A 705-nucleotide genomic window follows, 5' to 3' on the forward strand; every position below is an offset into this window, starting at 1 on the left:
AGGATCGTGTGCCTCAGTTGCCGGAAATCAATCGAGTCTTAATGGAAACAACAGGATGGCAGGTTGAGCCTGTGCCTGCTCTGATCGATTTCGACCGATTTTTTAATTTGTTGGGTAACAAACGTTTTCCAGTCGCGACTTTCCTAAGAACCCGAGAAGAGTTCGATTATTTACAAGAGCCGGATCTTTTCCACGAAATTTTCGGCCATTGTGCCATGCTCACGCATCCAGAGTTTGCTGCGTTTACGGAACATTATGGTCAGCTCGGACAAGCGGCAACACCAAAACAGAGAGCTTACTTGGCTCGTCTTTACTGGTTTACCGTTGAATTTGGTTTAGTGAAAGAAGGCACGAAAACCAAAATCTATGGCGGCGGCATACTCTCTTCCCCAGGAGAAACCATCTACGCATTGGAAAGCGAAAGTGCAATTCGTGAGTCCTTTGACCTACAAACGGTATTAAGAACACCATATCGCATCGATATCATGCAGCCTAAATATTATGTGATTGATGATTTCTCCCAGCTTTTCCAAATTAGCCAACTGAATTTATTGAAACAAGCGGATCTAGCGATAGATGCTGGATTGCTTCCACCACTTTTTGAACCTAAGGAACCTGCTCATGCTGAATGAACAAAAATGCGAAGCTTGTAGCTTTGATGCCATTGCCCTGACGAAAGAAGAACAGGAATCTCTATTGCTGCAG

1 protein-coding gene and 1 pseudogene are annotated in these 705 nt (G+C 44.3%); both read left to right on the forward strand.

The window, feature by feature from the left end; all coding sequences use genetic code 11:
• Positions 1–632: phenylalanine 4-monooxygenase (phhA, locus tag R7R78_RS26330; RefSeq protein WP_225474638.1), on the forward strand; the 632-nt coding region annotated here is incomplete at its 5' end.
• Positions 577–705, forward strand: a pseudogene (locus R7R78_RS26335) (4a-hydroxytetrahydrobiopterin dehydratase); the annotation flags it as partial. The gene phhA and the pseudogene R7R78_RS26335, both read left to right, overlap by 56 nt.

The organism is Vibrio sp. 2134-1 (assembly GCF_033339495.1).